The 16434-nt window shown below is 74.4% G+C and carries 11 protein-coding genes; 3 read left to right on the top strand and 8 right to left on the bottom strand.

Translation table 11 applies throughout. The features are described from left to right. Positions 1-3: 3 nt before the first annotated feature. Both F4556_RS19370 and F4556_RS19365 read right to left on the bottom strand, forming a co-directional pair. A complete protein-coding gene (locus tag F4556_RS19370) occupies positions 4-474 on the bottom strand; it encodes a hypothetical protein (RefSeq protein ID WP_246511048.1) in 471 nt (156 codons plus the stop codon). A gap of 426 nt (positions 475-900) precedes the next feature. After that, positions 901-1932 (bottom strand): LuxR C-terminal-related transcriptional regulator, encoded by a 1032-nt coding sequence (locus F4556_RS19365; protein WP_313068360.1) that lies wholly within the window; start codon positions 1930-1932, stop codon positions 901-903. Positions 1933-2209: 277 nt separating this feature from the next. Here F4556_RS19365 and F4556_RS19360 point away from each other — a divergent pair, with 277 nt between their 5' ends. The 3 genes from F4556_RS19360 (at position 2210) to F4556_RS19350 (ending at position 3789) form a co-directional block, all read left to right on the top strand. Continuing rightward, positions 2210-2530: a hypothetical protein gene (locus F4556_RS19360; RefSeq protein ID WP_184917745.1), complete on the top strand. Its 321-nt coding sequence runs from the start codon at positions 2210-2212 to the stop codon at positions 2528-2530. 269 nt (positions 2531-2799) lie between these two features. Next, positions 2800-3051, top strand: a complete 252-nt coding sequence (locus tag F4556_RS19355) for a hypothetical protein (RefSeq protein WP_184917727.1) — start codon at positions 2800-2802, stop codon at positions 3049-3051. Between the two features lie 69 nt (positions 3052-3120). Then, complete coding sequence (locus tag F4556_RS19350) at positions 3121-3789, top strand: response regulator transcription factor (protein WP_184917724.1); 669 nt, start codon at positions 3121-3123, stop codon at positions 3787-3789. 225 nt (positions 3790-4014) lie between these two features. Here the strand turns inward: F4556_RS19350 and F4556_RS19345 are convergent, their stop codons facing one another. The 6 genes from F4556_RS19345 to F4556_RS19320 are packed head-to-tail and all read right to left on the bottom strand — an operon-like array spanning position 4015 to position 16429. Then, the gene (locus F4556_RS19345; protein ID WP_184917721.1) at positions 4015-5505 is read right to left on the bottom strand and encodes a SagB/ThcOx family dehydrogenase; all 1491 of its coding nucleotides are present in this window, start codon (positions 5503-5505) and stop codon (positions 4015-4017) included. Between the two features lie 60 nt (positions 5506-5565). After that, positions 5566-7839, bottom strand: a complete 2274-nt coding sequence (locus F4556_RS19340; protein WP_184917718.1) for a TOMM precursor leader peptide-binding protein — start codon at positions 7837-7839, stop codon at positions 5566-5568. Between the two features lie 26 nt (positions 7840-7865). Then, a complete protein-coding gene (locus tag F4556_RS19335; protein ID WP_184917715.1) occupies positions 7866-11165 on the bottom strand; it encodes a type 2 lanthipeptide synthetase LanM in 3300 nt (1099 codons plus the stop codon). Position 11166: 1 nt separating this feature from the next. After that, complete coding sequence (locus F4556_RS19330; protein WP_184917712.1) at positions 11167-13335, bottom strand: ATP-binding cassette domain-containing protein; 2169 nt, start codon at positions 13333-13335, stop codon at positions 11167-11169. Continuing rightward, entirely contained in the window at positions 13332-15614 is a 2283-nt protein-coding gene (locus F4556_RS19325; protein WP_184917709.1) for an ATP-binding cassette domain-containing protein, read from the bottom strand. Before F4556_RS19325 ends, F4556_RS19330 begins: the two co-directional genes overlap by 4 nt. Beyond that, positions 15611-16429 carry a biotin/lipoyl attachment domain-containing protein gene (locus tag F4556_RS19320; protein WP_184917706.1) on the bottom strand — a complete coding sequence of 273 codons (819 nt, stop codon included), beginning with the start codon at positions 16427-16429 and terminating at the stop codon, positions 15611-15613. Before F4556_RS19320 ends, F4556_RS19325 begins: the two co-directional genes overlap by 4 nt. Positions 16430-16434: the final 5 nt, after the last annotated feature.

Raw genomic sequence — 16434 nt, 5'->3', positions numbered from 1 at the left:
GGATCAGTCGATGACAGGCAGGCCGGGCACGACCTCGGGCATCACGCGGAAGAACTCGCCGGCCGCGTCGTAGTCGTAGATAAGCGCGGACACACCCGCCGTCAGCCCGCTTCCCGGGCCCCCCGCTTCCGCGACGCTCTGCCGGACCTGCACCAGCGCGGCGGAGCCGTCGGCGGCACGGACCTCGGCCTGCCCGAAGTCGGGGCCGACCCGACCGGTGCGGATCACGCAGGCCCGGCCGACGAAGTCCTGCCGGGTGGGCGGCGGGGCCGGGGTCGGTATCAACCGCCGCACCGGCCACGCCAGGACCCGCGCCCCCACCCACCCGGTGACCAGCGCCAACGGCAGCACGACCCCAGCCGCCCGGTCCCCGAGGACGGCCCGGCCGACCAGCGCACCGAACCAGCCGAAGGCGACCACCAGCGAGACCCCCACCGTGATCGGCACCCCGCCCAGGCCCAGTACCTTCTGCACTCCCCCGTGGCCGTGGTGGCCCCCGCGCCCACCACGACCCCCGTGGCCCGCACGGCCCCCGCCGTGCGCACCGTGGCCCCCGTGCGCACCGTGGCCCCCGCCGTGGCCTCCGTGAAAGTGCAGCCCCCCGACCAGCACCACCACCCAGTACGCCACCACGACCGCCAGCGCAAAGGTGAAGAGCACGGTGGGGTATCCCGTGACCGCCCCCAAAAACCCACCCACGTGCTGTCGCCCGCCTCTGCAGAACCCCGCTGCCGACGCTGCTGCGCCGCCGGGCTCAGCGTGGCAGCGAGGGGATCCCCTCCGCAGTGCGTGATCCCGGCAGTCCTGACCCCACCTTCATGTCCGGGATCAGCACCCACTCATCCGACGGCGGCAGTCACCGGCCCATGTGCCGCGCGGCAGGCGGGCGGCGACCGGGATTCAGCGCGCGGTGGTCTCGCCGAGCCAGCCGAGCGCGGCCACCTGGATGCCGGCCTGGAAGCGGCTGCGGGCGTCCACCCGCACCATCAGGTCGGCCATCATCCGGCGGACGGTGCGCAGCGAGACGCCGAGCCGCTGACCGGCCCGCTCGTCGGTGAGACCCTCGGCGAGCAGCCGGAGCAGCTCCCGCTCCTGCGCGGTGAGCCCGTGCGGGTCGCGCTGCACGGTCTCGCCCAAGGTGCGGGCCTGGTCCCAGAGTTGCTCGAAGAGGGCCCGCAGCGCGGCGATCACGCCGGGGCTGTGCAGCAGCACGGCGCCCTTGCGCGGATCCTCCGGGTCGATCGGGACGATCGCGGTGGCGTTGTCGACCAGGATCATCCGCAGCGGCAGCGTGGGCGTCGTACGGACGGCACCGCCCAGACCGTGCAGCCAGCGGGCGTACTGCACGGTGGCGGGGTCGTTGCGGACGCTGTCCTGGTAGATGGTGCGCATCCGGACGCCGCGCTCCAGGGTCTCCTGGTCCAGCGCGCGGCTGGCCTCCATCACCTGTAACGGCTGCGGGCCGCCGGGGGCGAGCGCGAGCACCTCGACGGCGGCGTCGGAGGCGAGCTGGATCAGCCGGCCGCGGACCTCGCCGAGGTCGACGATCAGCTCGACCCCCGACTGGGTGCTGGGGGCCCGTACGCTCGCGTACTCGGCGATCAGCCCGGCCATCGCGGCGCGGCTGCGCTCGATCTCCTGCTGGCGGCGGGCCGCCTCGGCCTCCTGCCGGGCGAGCAGCGTCGCCAGCCCGAGTTCGGGATTGACGGCGCGCCAGCGGTCCTCGGCCCCGGTGGGCCGGGTGAGCGCCAGGTCGGCCAGATGGTCGAGCGCCGCCCTGACCTCGGGCTCGCGCGCCTCCAGCCGGTCGGCGATGCCCTGGGTGTCCAACTCGGGGTGGAGCAGCATCGTCCGGTAGACCGCCTCGCCGAACGGGTCGAGACCCATCGGCTGCGACTCGGTCAACGCCCCGTCACCAGAAGTGCGGAACACATCACACCCTCCCCGTGGACCGGATATCGAACCGGTCGTCCTGCAGGCCGTCCCTGACAGGCGGTCAGCGTACCGTCACGAGAAGGAACATAGAACAGTCTTACGGACAATCGCGGTGGTCCGATGGACGAACCGTGAAGGAGCGGGCACCGAACGGGGCGTCAGATAGCGGAATCCGCCGTACCGCGTCCGGGACCCGCGACATGTTGCTGCCAGGCGGAGAGATGCCACCGCAAACTGCCGGTCGGCGAGCTTTCGGTGCCGCAGGCTTGCAGGTGTGTACGCGATTCGCGCCCATCTGGAGACGAGCGGCCGCCCGGCCGGCCCTCCGGTGGCACCGGTGGTGCGGGACGGCCTGGAGCGCGGGCTCCAGGGGCCGGCCCGGCTCAGCCACGCGCGGATCCGGGTGACGCCGCAGGAGCTGGACGCCGTGGTGTTCGTGGCGGCCGGCAACCTGCTGGACGCCGAGGACGGGCTGCGCGACGCGTGGCACGAACTGACCAGCGCCGGCGGCGTGCTGAGCGGCTGGCACCTTCTGCACTGCGAGGTCGACTCCCGGCTCGCGCTCGGCCTGCTCGAGCTGCCCAGCCACCCCTGACCCGCATCCGGGCAGGTCAGGGCCGGTTCGGCCGCCCTGGCACCAAGTGACCGGAGCTGGCCTCAGGGTGTCACGGCACTCTGGTGCCAGCTCCGAGTGCTGACAGGGACCACCCCGGACCGCCAATCTCATGGTGTCGGCAAGAACGACGGACCGAAACACCGGGACAGCAGCCCCTCAGGGGCCCGGTACGGACCGCCGGCCGCACACCTCGATCCCCGGAAGCAGCCCGGGGGTTCAGTCGAAATGCGAGAGGATCGGGCACCCCCATGACGCAGAAGGTCCGTTTTATCACGATTGTCGCCCTCGGTTTCAGCGTCCTGACCGGTACCGCCGCCACCGTCCAGCTGGCCTCCCCCGCCCCGGCCTCCGTCGTCCTGACGGCCGACGGAGCCCCCGGTGACCTGGCCGCGACCAACAGCGTCACCACCGGTCTGCCCACCCCGCCGCCCGCTCCCGCCGCCACCGCCGTCCCGTCCCCGCTGCCCACCGGCCCGCAGGACACCTGGGGCTGGGGCTGAGCCCTCCGACCCCCGCACCTGGCTTGCCCGCCTGTTCGCCCGACACTTCAACGCCACCGAGGTAGCCGGATGATCACCCTCCTGGACCACCCCCCGTACCGTTCGGCCCCGGCCACCACCGCCGGGACCCCCACCGTGAGCGTCCTGCTCGCCGACGGACACCACCTGTTCCGTTCGGGGCTCGGCGCCCTGCTCGACCGGGAGACCGACATCGCCGTGGTCGCCGAGTCGACCACCGCCGAGGAGGCCGCCGCCGAGGCCGCCCGGACCAGGCCGACCGTCGCCGTCCTCGACCCGGATCTGCCCGGACCCGGCGGACCCGCCACCGCCGCCCTGATCCGCGACCACGCACCGGCCACCGCCGTGCTGCTGCTGATCGCGGTGCCACGCTCCACCGACCTGCAGCGTGCGGTCGCCGACGGTGTCGCCGGGGTGCTGCTCAAGGACGTGCCGCCGGGCGCGCTGATCTCGGCGGTCCGCGAACTCGCCCGGGGCGGACGGGTGTACGACCCCCGGCTGGTGGCAGACGTGGTGCGGCCCGCCGCGATGCCGCTCACCCCGCGCGAGCTCACGGTGCTCGGCCACGTGGCCGAGGGGGCGACCATCAACGAGGTCGCGGCCGCGCTCTCGCTCTCTCCCGGCACGGTGCGCAACTACGTCTCGGCCGCGATCGCCAAGACCCACGGGCGGAACCGCTGCGACGCGATCCGGATCGCCCGCGAACACGGGTGGCTCTGAGCCGACCCAACTGGACATGCCTGTGCCCCGCCACTCCACGGCGGGGCACAGGCATGTCCAAGGGCTTTTGCAGGGCGCTCAGTTGCACTATCCAGGGGCTCGGGGAACTGCGAGGAGATCTGGCGTTCGGGTCACTGCGAAAGTGCCTGGCCATTTACGCACGGATCACCTTGCAAGGGTCGGCGTCGCAGTTCCCCGAGCCCCTGCCTTCCGAACGTCAGTTCCTTAAGCCCCCCGGGTGGACGCCACGATGTCGTTGAAGCCGTGGGCGGTGCGCGGGACGTCGGCCGGGCGGCTGCCGATCAGGAATTCGCCGACCGAGGACTCCGCCGTCCAGTCCAGGCCGAGGGCCCGGGCCGCCGCGTCGGTGTCGCCCGAGCCGAGGCCGCACGGCGCCAGACCCATCGCGGTCGCCACCAGGTACAGCGTCTGGTAGACCACGCCGACGTGCTTGAGCGTCAGCGCGTACGCGATCTGGCTGTACTTCCAGGACAGCCGCCCGAACCGGGAGGTGACGGTGAGCAGCACCTGTGGGTCCACCGAGCAGCCGGTGGCCCGCCAGGCCGCCGTCATCAGTTCGCGGAACGCCGCCTCGTCCGCCGCGCCGGCGAACGGCCGGGGTCGCAGGCGGTGGGCCGCCGCGTCGTAGCGGTAGACGCCCGGCACCAGGCCGTCGCAGCGGACCACCGAGAGGTAGACCTCCAGTTCGCCGGTCGCGCCGCCGGCCGGGTAGGGGCGGTCCACGATGTCGTAGCCGTGCGGGTCGGACGGGTCGCCCGGCACGATCCGGCGGACCCGGGCCACCCGGTACAGCAGTTCGCCCAACTGGGCCAGGGTGACCGGGGTTTCGGCGTACGTACGGACCGAGCGGCGGCCCTCGAGCACCTCGCTGAGGACCGGGTCACGGGCCAGCACCTCGTCCCAGTCCGGGACCGGCAGGTCGATCCCGGTGCCGTCCTCCCGGGCCCCCAGACCCGGGATCGCGGGCAGTTGGGCGATGTCGGTGTGGGCGAAGACGCCCCCGCTCGGGTAGTCGTGCCGGCCCGGGCGGCTGCGGGCGTGGAACAGCAGGTCGTGGAAGTCCCAGAGCGGCGGCTCGCCGGTCGCGCCGTCGTCCAGGAATCCGGCCCCGGCCAGCAGTCCGGCCAGCGCCTGCCCGGCCGGCCCGCTGATCCCGGCCAGCATGGCCGCCTCGGCCACCGAACGGGAGGCGGTCACCGCCGCGACGAAGGCCCCCGCCGCCGGCTGATGCAGGGTCAGCCGGAACGGCGCCATCGGCGACTCCAGCACGCACGCCCCGGCGTGCTCCTCCGGCAGTCGGCGCAGGTAGGCGAAGCGGGACAGCACCACCGAGGCGGGTGCCCGGACCAGGCCCGGCAGGCCGGCCGCCCGGGCGATCGGCACGGCGGTGGCCATCGGCTCGCCGAGCGGGTCGGCGATGGTCGTGGTGACCAGGTACGGGAACCGGCTCAGCAGGTGGAACAGCCTGCCACCGTCGGCGAGTTCGTCGACGTCGAGATGGGTCCGGGTCAGTGCGGCGAGCCGCTGGACGGTTTCGGCGCCGAGCGCGTGCACGCGCTGCCGGCCCCACGGGTGGCTGAGCTCCAGGTCGTCGCCCTGCGCGGTGACCTCCACCTCCGGGCGCAGCCGCAGCAGCGTGCGCGGCGTCCCGCCCTCGGCGGTGAGGTCGGGGTGCAGCTGTTCGGTCACGGTCATGGAAAACCTCTTTCCGGGCTGGACGGGCCGCCGCCGCGAGGGCGGCGGCCCGGCGGTTCGTCAGATGAAGATCGGGATCGGGTTGAGCTCCTCCTCCGGCGTGGGCTTGTCCAGCCAGCCCAGCGCCACCGGCACGTCGTACAGCCGGCCGGGCGCGAACCTGGCCCAGAAGTGCCGCATACCGGGGACGATCACCTTGGCCACCGGCAGACCGATGTCGGGGCGGGTCTGATCGAGCACCAGGAACTCCATGCCCCGTTCCTCGACCAGGCGTTGGACCAGGGCCAGGTCCTCGGCGAGGTCGTCACCGGCCAGCTTCGTCCAGCGGGACGGGCCGGCCGCGGGGGCGGCGGGGTCGGGCAGCAGGTAGGGCTGGTTGGCCACCGTCGCGGTGGTCCACCACTCCTTCTGCTCGCGGTCGGCGCCCGCGTAGTCCACGTTGCCGTCCGCGTCGCCCGCGACCGGGCCGAGGAACTGGTTCATCTCGGTGAGCGCCCGGGTGAGCGCGATGTGCGGGTCGAGGTGCGCCCCGAAGGCGATCAGCACGTCCTCGGCCGGCTTGTCGGTCCGGCGGGAGAAGGCGCCGACCACCGGGATGCCGAAGTCCGTGGTCAGGTCGAGCGCCCAGATCTCGCGGTTCAACCCCCGGTAGATCTCCCGGAGTTCACCGATGTACGGATCCCCGAAGGCGTCCAGGTCGATGGCCGGCCGCTGGACCCGGTTGTACCACCAGAGCGCGACCGCGTCCCGCTCGACCAGCTCCAGGAAGCCCTGCAGGGTGGCGTCCTCGAAGGAGGTGCCGGCCGCGCAGCCGTTGGAGTCACCGGCCGCGAAGAAGCCGTCGCGGTGCCGGTAGCCGTAGTACAGCGCCATGGTGGGCAGCCAGCGGGTGCGCTGCTCGGTCAGCGACCAGGCCGGCGACCACTCGATCTCGTCGTCCTCGCGGAACCGCTCGGGGACGGTGTTGAACATCGACGGCTTGTCGTTCCAGCGGCCCCGCTCGGCGAACTGGCGCTCGCTGTAGAGCAGCGAGTCGGCCGGGTGGATCGCGGCATCGCCCAGTTCGGTGAAGCTGGCGGTGCGGCGGGCCTCGTCACCCTGGAAGACGCCGGAGTAGCGCTCCATCGCCTCGCCGAGCGCGCTGGCCCTCGCCTGCACGTCGGTCCGGCCCTTGCCGCAGCTCACCGAGCGCAACCCGGTCCTGAGCTGGCGCAGGTCGCCGCTGCGCCGGGAGAGGTTCTGCCCGGAGACGTACACCCGCAGCCCGGTGGGGGTGCGGCCGGCCGGTACCAGGGAGGTCACCACGCCGGTCACCGGCGAGAGTTGGGGCTTGTACTTGTCCAGCATGTCCTCCGGCGAGGAGGAGCGGTGGCCGCCGTCGGCGGTGTACGCCTTGGGGCGGCTCTCGAACCGGACCGGCCTCAGCTGACGCTCAGCCAGCAGTCCGTCGTCGCCGCAGGCCGGGCACTGCGGACGGCGGATCAGGCGGTGCCGTTCGGTCTCCAGCAGCACGGTGTCCAGGGTGAGCACGACCGCCTCGGCGGGGCGCACCCCGGCCAGCCACTTGGCCGCCTCCAGGGCGGCGAGCTGGGCGCCGGTGCCGAGCGAGGGCGCCAACTGGGCGCCGGCGGTGGAGATCGGGCCGTCCTGGCCCAGGCGGTGCTGCAGGTAGCTGAGCGACTGGCGGTTGGCGGACAGCCGGTGGGCCAGGCACTCCCAGCAGCCGGTGGTCCCGGCCTCGTCGGGCGCTCCCGGCACGAACACCGGGCCGACCCAGACGATGGAGCCGACCGGACGGGCCAGCAGCCAGGGCCGCCCGCTCTCCCGGGCCTCCAGGTCGCGCTCGGCCAGGCCGGGGTGCAGGTAGTCCTCGGTCAGGGCGATGGTGAACTCGGCCGTCGGGTCCGCCGTCACCCCGGCCGCGGCCAGCGCGGTCAGGAAGGGCTGCGGGTCCAGGTCGCCGTACACCTCGACCCGGGCCCGGGAGGTGCGCAGCGCGCTGCTCGCGGCGGCGCCGTCCAGCCCGGCCATCTCGAAGTAGGCGGCCCCGGCCGGGTCCTCGACCCGGCCCGTGCTGGCCAGGTAGCCCCGGTCGCGGAGCCGTTCGACGGCGGTCCGCACCTTGTCGGCGGGCACCGTGTCGCGCAGCGCCTCGCCGATCTGCTCGGCGGTCCGGGTGCCGTCCAGCAGCGGCGCCAGGGCCTGGGCGAGGCCGCCGTCGACCACCGAGACACCGCGCTCGGAGACCAGGTAGACGGCCTCGCCGTCGACGACGTACGGGGTGTAGTGGTGCTTGAAGCCGATCGCGGCCTCGGTCGCGGGTGTGTCGGACATGACGGTCCCTCAGTCTCGATCGGAGGTCAGCGCAGGGTGGCGAGCGGGGCGGTGGCGGGGTCGAGCAGGCGCAGCAGCAGCAGGCCGACCGCGGCCGAGCCGTCCAGCGCGCCGAGGTTGATCCGGTCGTCGGCGGCCCGGTCGGGGTACCAGCTCCCGGTGGCGTCGTGACGGGCGATCAGCTCGCCGACCAGCAGGGCGGCGGCCTCCCGGCCGTCGTAGAACGGGCCGGGCAGCAGCGAGTCCAGTGCCTCGGGGACGGTGTGCAGCAGGCCCGCCTCGGCGGCGGTGAGGGCCTCACCGGCGGTGGCTACCAGGTCACGGGTGGACCGGCCGGAGATCTGCCGGGCGCTCACCGGCGGGGTGAGGGCGGCCAGTTCGGCCGGGTCGACGATGCCGGCGCCGAGCGCGACGGCGGTGTCCAGGCAGGCCAGCCGGCCGGCCCGGGTGGCGGTGGCGAAGCGGTGGCCGCGCAGCCGTTCGCGGACCGCCTCCGGGGCGGCGAGCAGGGCGGGCGCCTCGGCCACGGTGCGGGCCAGGGCGGCCGCGATCGAGTCGGGGCCGGTGGGGACCAGGTCGTGGAAGCCGTGGACGGTCTCGCCCTCGGCGCCGTCGGCCGGCTCGGCCGCCAGCTGGTCGAGGGCGGCGGCGGCCAGCGCCCTGATGCCGTCGTCGGTGGGCGCGTGGCCGGGGCCGGTGACCCGGCGCAGCCGGAGCAGGTTGAGCAGCAGGCCGGCGCTGCCGAGCGGCAGGTCCGGGTTGGGCGTCCGGACCGGGCGTCCCGGCCGGGCCTCCGTCGGGGTGGCGACCCCGACCGTGCCGGGCACCAGGGCCTGGGCGGAGGCGACCAGTTGGGGCTCGCCGAGCAGGGTGCCGACCCGGGCCAGCGCGTGGATCAGCGCACCGGGGCCGGCGAAGCCGCCGGGGACGGGCGCGCCGCCGGCCAGCCGGCTGTCGGAGGCGAAGGCGAAGGCCCGCGGCGCGTCCGGGTCGATCAGCCGGGCGGCGGCGGTCATGGTGTGGTGGGCGGCGCGGTGGAAGCGCGGTTCGCCGGTGGCGGCCCAGAGTTCGGCGAACAGGACGGCCAGCCCGGCCGTGCCGCTGACCAGGTCCGGGCCGAGCACCTCGACCTGGCGCAGGCCGCTGCCGGGGTACCAGCACTCGCCGAGCCAGCCGTTGCCGTGCCGGTCCGCGAGCAGCTGGTCGCCGATGGCCACCGCGTGGTCGAGCAGTTCGCCGTTGCCGGGGATCCGGGCCTTGGCGGTGCGCGCGGCGGCGGGGACGGGCAGCTCCTCGCCGGACCTGGCGGCGTCCACGCAGCCGGTGAGCACCGCGAGGTGGGCGTCCAGGTCGAAGCCGTCGAGCTCGGCGACCCGGTCCTGGAGACGCTGCCAGCCGGTGCTGCGGAAGTGGCCCGGGATCTCCCGGCCGTCCGCGGTGAAGGCGGACGAGGAGGTGGTGAGCGAGCGGAAGAACGGGATGTCGAGCTGGCGGAAGGAGTCCAGCTCGGCTAGCACCACCTCCAGCAGGTCACCACGTCCGGGATCACCGGCCAGCGCCGTGATGGCACCCTGCAGGGCCCCGGCGATCACCGTCTCGCGGGTGGCGCCGCTGTCCAGGGCGAGCGGGCTGGTGGAGGCCCGGATGATCTTGTAGCCGTCCCAGGTGTGCCGCCAGATGTAGCGCACCCAGATGCCCCGGAAGCCCGCCAACGGCCCCTCCGGATCGGCGAGTTCCGCGCGCAGGCCGTACAGGACCCGGTGCATCTCGCGGTAGCCCTCGGTGAGCTCCTCGGTGTACGCCCACGGGTCCGCGGTGACCGTGGCGCCGCTCTCGTCCAGGTGGACGGGCCGGTACGGCGGCAGCGGCAGGGCGGGCACCCCCGGGGCGACCTCCAGGCTGCCGATCCGGGACAGGCAGCCGATGTCCAGGGTGGAGCCGTGCTTGGCCGGGGTCCAGGGCTGGAAGGCCATCGCCGTCCGCACCACGGTGGACTCGAGCGTGTCCAGCAGCTCGTGCTGCTCGCTGCTGATCGACGGCGGGGTCTGCACCCGCGGGTAGAGCAGGCACTCCAGGTCGATCAGCGCCGGGTGCTCACCGTCCGCCAGCAGGTTGTCGGCCCACAGGTCGCGGCCCTCCAGCAGCTGCACCAGACGCATCGTCATGCCGAGCCGCCGGTAGAACCGGGCGAAGCCGCCGGCGTCGGCGCAGGGGCGGTGCGGGACCAGCTCCTCCCAGCCGTAGTCGCTCTCGACGTGCGCGGTCAGCGAGGCGGCGTGGCCGTCGTCGCCCCGGTCGCTGCGGATCAGCACGGTGCGCACCGGCAGGTCCAGCGACAGTTCCTCGTTCAGCCGGCGCGACAGGTCCAGGTAGGCGGCGGCGTGCCGCATGTCCTTGGGCTTGTAGACCACCGCCCGGCCGCCCGCGAAGTACAGCAGCGCCACCGAGCGGCCGCCCGCGTGCCGGTCGCCCGCCTCACCGCGCACCGAGTCCAGCGGGCCCGGGTCCTCGCCCTCCCACATCTGCTCGACCAGCAGCGCGCGGTCCGCCGCGAGCCGGGCGAACAGCTCGGTCTGCACGTGCTGCCACTGGCGGCAGACCGTACCGACCAGGTACGCCAGCGCGGGCAGCCGCTCCAGCCGGGCCAGCCAGCCCTCCTGTGAGGTGTCCAGGTCACCGGACTCGTCCCAGTCGGTGGCCCGCGGGCGGCCGGTGGTGGCCTGCAGTTCGTGGCAGAGCGCCAGCTTGCAGGCCTCGACCAGCCGGCTGGTCAGCGTGCCGGCCAGGTCGGCGCGGGCCCGGTCGGTGACCGGGACGCCGAGGATGCCGCCGCTGCCGTACGGGAGCAACTCGTCTGCGGCGGCGGCGAAAGCGGCACTGAGCGCACCGGGCGCGGTGGTCTCGGCGCTCGGCGCGAGCGGCAGGGTGCGCAGGAAGACGGCCAGCGCGAGGGCCCAGTCGGGCAGCTTCGCGGGGTCGGCCAGCACCACCGAGCGCAGCCCGTCGCCGAGCGGCCGGCCGGTCTCGGCCAGGTGGTCGAGCAGCGCCCCGGCGCCGCCGCGCTCACCGGCCGCGCGGCGCAGCCAGGTGTCCACCGCGGCGCTCCGGCCGCGGCGGTCCTCGTCCGGATCGGGGGCGAAGACCGTACTGCCGTCCGGTCGGGCCTCGGCCCGGTCGGCGAACGAGGCGGCCGCGGCCACCACGGCGCGCAGCCGTTCGTCGCCCCGGGCGAGGCCGGGGAGCAGCACCCCGGCCGGGTGGTCGTGATCGTCATTAGGGGTGAAAGCACCGTCGACGGCGCGGTGGGTCTGCAGGTCGAGCGGCATCTCACATCTCCTGGAGTCGGGCGAGTCGGGTGAACAGCGGGTCGTGGCCGAGTAGTTCGTCGTAGGTGCCGGAGGCCGTCAGTCGGCCGCCGGAGAGGACATGGATACGGTCGGCGGTGCGAATGGTGCTGAGTCGGTGGGCGATCACCACCCGGGTGCGGTCGAGGCCCGCGACGGCTTCGGCGACCCGCAGCTGGGTCGCGTTGTCGAGCGCGGAGGTGGCCTCGTCCAGCAGCAGGACGGCGGGCCGCCGGACCAGGGCGCGCGCCAGCAGCAGGCGCTGCACCTGACCCCCGGAGAAGCCCTGGGCGTCCTCCCCGACCCGGGTGCCGAGGCCGAGCGGGAGGGCGCGCAACTCGTCGGCGATACCGGCGAGTTCGGCGGCCTCCCAGATCCGCTCCTCGGTCACCTCGGGGTCACTGCCGGCCAGGTTCTCCAGCAGCGAGCCGCGCAGCATGCGGCCGTGCTGGAGCACCACGCCGAGCCGACGCCGGACCAGCCGGGCGTCCAGCCCCGCCAGGTCCTGTCCGTCGTAGCGGACGGTGCCGGACTCGGGCGTCTCGAAGCCGAGCAGCAGCCGGACCAGGGTGGACTTGCCGGCCCCGGAGGGGCCGACCACCGCCACCAGTTCGCCGGGCGCGGCGTGCAACGACACCCCGTCCAGCACCGGTGCGGCCGTCCCCGGGTAGCGGAACGTCACCCGGTCCAGCGAGACCGCGCCCCGCAGCTCACCGGGATCGGTCAACTGACGGTCGTTCTGCGCTGGTTGGGCATCGGCCAGGATCGGCCGGATCCGGTCGAGCACCGGTGCGATCCCGTACGCGCTGGCCGCGGCGTGGGTGACCTGACCCAGCGCCGCCGCGACCTGACCGGCCGCCACACCGGCCGCCATCAGATGGCCGGGCAGGGTCCCGCCGTCCAGCACCGCGCCCGCCAACAGGACCGCCAGCAGCAGCGGTTGCAGCCCTGCGGTGAGCGCGCCGGCCGCGGCGTCGGCCCGCTGAGCGGCGGCGTCCGCCCGCTTCTGGGCGGCGAACGGCACCGCCCAGCGAGCGAACGCCTGGATCTCCCGGCCGGCCGTCTGGATCTTGTCGATGCCGAGCAGCAGCCCGTACAGCACGCCGTTCAGCTGTCCGTGCAGCTCGAACACCGCGCTCTCGTGGCGTTGGCGGCGGCGACCGAGCAGAAGCAGCAGCCCGGTCACCGCCAGCACGGCGAGCAGCAGCAGCCCGCCGAGCCAGGCGTCCACCAACAGCAGGACGGTGAGTCCCGAGGTGGCGAACACCGCCCCCAGCACCGCGCTGACCAGTACCTCGGACAGCGCGGCCCTGGCCTGGGCGACCGCGTTGGCGCGGTGCACCAGGTCACCCGTGGTGTAGTCGCGGAAGAACCGGGCGTCGTGACCGAGCAGACGGTCCCAGACAGCCGGTTCCAACGCGCTCTGCACCCGTCCGGTCAGCCGGATCGCGGCCGTGTTCCGGACGATCACCAGCAGCCAGGCCGCCAGTACCGCCGACCCCAGCAGCAGGGCCAGCCAGCGCACCGGGTGGGCGTCTGCCGCCAGCAGTTGCGGCATCAGCACACCGGCGCTCAACGGCACCAGCAGCCCGAGCAGCGCCGCCCCCAGACCGGCCGCGGTCAGCCGTCCCAGGTCGCGCCGCGCGCCCGGCACCTTCAGCACGAACCTGGCCAGGTCCGCCGGACCGAGATCGCCCGAGGGCAGCGGCAGGTAGAGCAGCAGCGCTCCGGCCTGCAGTGCGACCTCGCCCCGGCCCGACGGGTCGGCTGGGTCGTAGCGGCGGTGACCGCCCGCCGGACTCGGCACCAGCGCGACCGGGCGGCCGTCCTCCGCCGCGAACCCCACCATCGGCCCGGCCGTACCGGCCGGATCGCCGTGCCCGTCCGCCCCGGCCGGCAGTGTCACCGGCCGGTACCGCACCCCGGCCGACCGCAGCAGCGCGGTCAGCGGGTCACGGGAGTTGCTGACGGCGGCGGGGAGTTCGGCGCCTTCGGGGAGCGTGCCCAGGGCGACCAGGGCGGCCCGGGCCTGCTCGGCCGGGTGCCCGGCGGCGGCCCGGTGAGCTTGTCGTCCGCCACGGCCGGCGTGCAGCACGCCGACGGCGGCGGCGAGCGCGGCGCGGTTGGCCTGGGCGGTGGCCGTGGCGGTCATGACTTCTCCTCCTTCTCGGTCTCGGTCTTCTGGGTCTTCTCGACGAGCAGCGTCCGGTACGGGCCCGGGACGGCGGCGAGTTCGGCGGGGGTGCCCTGCTGGACGATCCGGCCGCCGGCCAGCACGACCACCCGGTCGGCGGCCTGGATGGTGCTCAGCCGGTGGGCCAGCACCAGGCAGGTGGTGCCCCGGCGCCGCAGGTGCTCGTTGACCGCCGCCTCGGTGTGCGCGTCCAGCGCGGAGGTGGCCTCGTCCAGCACCAGCAGGACCGGGTCCAGGGCGAGCGCGCGGGCCAGTTCGAGCCGCTGGCGCTCACCGCCGGAGAGGTTGCGGGCGTCCTCGTCGATCCGTCCCGCGTCCAGTCCGCCACGCCTGGCCACGAGTTCGGCGACCTCGGCGTCGTCCAGCGCGCGCCGCAGGGCGTCCTCGTCGGCGGCCGGGTTCCAGAGCGTCAGGTTCTCCCGGACGGTTCCCTCGAAGAGCCGCAACTGCTGCTCCACATAGGCGACCTGACTGGTCACCACCGACCGGTGCCAGTCGTCCCGGGGCCGGCCGTCCAGCAGCACCTGGCCGGACCAGGGGCGCAGCACCCCGGCCGCCAGCCTGGCCATCGTGGACTTGCCGCTGCCACTGCCGCCGATCACCGCCACCCACTCCCCCGGGCGGATGTGCAGCGAGATCCCGGCCAGGGTGGGCGGGCGGTTCGGGTCGTAGCCGAACTCGACGTCGCGCAGCTCCAGTTCACCGCTGAGCCGCGGTGCGGGCTCGGCCGGGGCGTCCAGGACCGGATTCAGGTACGGGTCGGGCTCGGTGCTCTCGACATCCTCCAGCAGCGCGTTCTGCGCCCTGGCCATGGTGAACTCCGAGGCCGCTCCGACCAGTTGTCCCACCGGCGAGAGGAATCCGTTCAGCAGCAGCAGGAAGGCGAGCAGCGTGCCGATCGAGAGCGAGCCGCCGAGCAGCATCGAGCTGCCGAGCACCACCACGGTCGCGGTGGCCGCCGAGCTGAGCGCGCCGGGCAGCGAGAGCGGCACGATCACCGCGGTGGTGACGCGCTGGCCGGTCTCCATGGCCCGGGCCTGCCAGCCCGCCCAGGACCGGAAGAACGAGTCCTCCGCCCCCTCCGCCTTCAGCGTCTCGATCGCCGACACACCGGCGAAGGCGACCCCGTCCCGCTTGTACTGCTCGGCGTGCAGCCGGTGCATCAGACCGCCGCGCCGCCGGTCCGCGACCCGCAGCACCAGCACGTCCAGCACCGCCACCGCCACCGGGACCACGGCCAGCCGGGGCTCCAGCCAGACCAGCGCCGCCAGGTGCACGGCGGCGGCCGCCGCCGAGGCCGAGGCCGAGGCGACCCGGTGTGAGAGCAGCATCGCCAGACCGTCGTTCATCTGCACCCGGGTGACCAGCCCGCCCAACTGGCGGCGGTGGAAGAACGATCCGGGCAGCCGCAGCAGCCGCCACAGGAAGCCGGCCGAGGTGCGGGCCGCCATCGCCTCCAACACCCGGTTGACCAGGGTCTGTTGGAGCCAGGTACCGAGCAGTACGGTACCCGCCACGGCGCCCGCCGCGAGCGCGAGCGGTACCGCCCAAGTCGCCGTGCCGCCGATCACCACCGACCGGAGATAGGCCCGCAGCAGGAACGCCGCCGCGACCCCAGGAACCGCCAGCGTCACGGAGAGCAGCACCGCCAGCAGCAGCGGTCCGGCGAACGCGCGCATCCGCGCCGCCAGCGCCCGGAGCAGCGGGAAGCGTCGGCCGCCGGCCTCGAAGTCCGGGCCGGGCTCGAAGCCGACCGCGATGCCTGAGAACGAGTCCCAGAACTCGGCCGGGGTCGCCGAATAGGAGCCCAGCGAAGGGTCGTTGATGTGCACCCGGCCCCGCTTGACCCCCTCGAAGATCGCGAAGTGCGGGCCGGTGACCAGCACCATCGACGGGACCTGCACGTTTTCCAGGCCGAGCAGCCGCTCCTCGGTCCGGACCACCCGGCGGCCCTTGGCGAGCACCCCGTACCGGCCGGCCGCCTTGGCGACCGCGGCCGCGCTGACGCCGTCCCGGCTCACCCCACAGGACCGGGACGCCTCCTGGAGCGTGACCCGGCGGCCGAACGCGCCCAGTACCGAGGCCAGGCAGGCCGCACCGCAGTCCTGCTCCTCCATTTGCGGCACCACGGGTGTCCGCAGGTAGCGGGGCGCCTTGCGCGCGGCGGGCTTCGGCGGCTCCGGCCGCTCCTGGTGCACCTCCTTCGGTGCCGCCGTCTCCCGGACGTCGAGGCTCATCGCCCGGCCCCCGATCCGAACACGGCCTGGTACGGGTGCCTGGCGCCCAGATCGACCGAGACCGTCAACGGCACCGGACCGCGCAACTGCGTTGCGGAAGCCTGGATCCGGGCATAGGCCACCCACACCGGAGCCGCACCGGTGGGCACACCGGGCAGCGGCACGGTGAACGTCCCGTCCAGGGTCTCGGCCCGGACCGGCAGCGAGTCCACCTCGGTGATGGTGGCCTGGACCGTCCCCGCCCCGGGCACCGGCACCAGCACCGTCCGCCCGCGCACGAGGTGCCCGGCGTCCTGCAGTGAGGTGGCGAAGATCCGTACGGTGTCCGGCAGTTGGGCGTCGTCCAGCGCGAGGAGACCGGCTCCGGGCGCGACCGTGGCACCGGGCGTGGCCAGCAGGGCGGTGACCGTGCCGGCGTGCGGTGCCCGGACAACGAGCTCATCGCCCGCCGGTGTCCTGAGCAACGCGATGCCCTGACCCTGTGTCACCACCGCTCCGGTACCGACCTGGTAGGCGAGCAGCGAGCCCGCCTGGTCGGCCCGGACCGTCTCCGGGGCCGTGCCGTGGGCGAGCACCGCCGGGAGCGCGAGCGTGTGCGGCAGGCTGCCGAACGCCGCCCAGCCGCCGCCCGCGCCGACCGCGAGCAGCAGTGCGGCGGCGGCGGCCCGGAGCCGGGCGCCGACCAGTCCGACCGGACGGTCCAGCCCGGGTTCCAGGACTGCGGCGGCCCGGGCCGCCGCGACGGCGGTGGCTCCCGCCGTGCCGACGGTCGGCTGCTCGGTCTCCGGGCCGTCCGGCCTGGTCGCGACGGTCACGATCT

It is taken from the genome of Kitasatospora gansuensis (assembly GCF_014203705.1).
GTDB classification, from domain to species: domain Bacteria; phylum Actinomycetota; class Actinomycetes; order Streptomycetales; family Streptomycetaceae; genus Kitasatospora; species Kitasatospora gansuensis.
This window is presented reverse-complemented; position numbering and strand designations above follow the sequence as displayed.